Origin of the sequence: Avibacterium gallinarum, assembly GCF_002921135.1 — a bacterium.
Lineage (GTDB): Bacteria > Pseudomonadota > Gammaproteobacteria > Enterobacterales > Pasteurellaceae > Avibacterium > Avibacterium gallinarum.
Genome location: NZ_PQVJ01000065.1, coordinates 1 through 521 on the forward strand (window position 1 = coordinate 1; position 521 = coordinate 521).

Annotated in this window: 1 protein-coding gene; it reads left to right on the plus strand. The window is 33.6% G+C overall.

Annotated elements, in window-relative coordinates:
• A partial coding sequence (locus tag C3007_RS11410) for a restriction endonuclease subunit S (RefSeq protein ID WP_133158419.1) occupies positions 1 to 521 on the plus strand: 521 nt, incomplete at both ends.

Here is a 521-nt window from a genome sequence, read left to right on the forward strand (position 1 = left end):
TTTACGCTTGGGAAAAGTGCAAGTTGGGAGAAGTAGGAAAAACTTACACAGGATTATCAGGTAAGACAAAAGAAGATTTCGGTCATGGACAAGCAAAATTCATTACTTATATGAATGTTTTTGGTAATCCAATTGCTTCATCTAGTGGAGTAGATCGAATTGAAATTGATAGTAGGCAAAATGAAGTTAAATTTGGAGATGTATTTTTTACAACATCATCAGAGACTCCAGAAGAAGTTGGAATGTCTTCGATATGGCTTGAAAATACTGAGAATGTTTATTTGAACAGTTTTTGTTTTGGGTATCGCCCAATAAAAATCTTTGATCCATACTTTTTTGCTTTTTATTTACGTTCCCCAAGTATTAGAGCAAAAATAATTTTGTTAGCTCAAGGTATTTCTCGGTATAACATCTCAAAAACAAAAATGATGGAGCAAGAAATTTCTATCCCCACTCTCCCCGAACAACAAAAAATCGGCAATCTATTTAAACAGCTAGATCGGCTTATTACTCTTCATAAG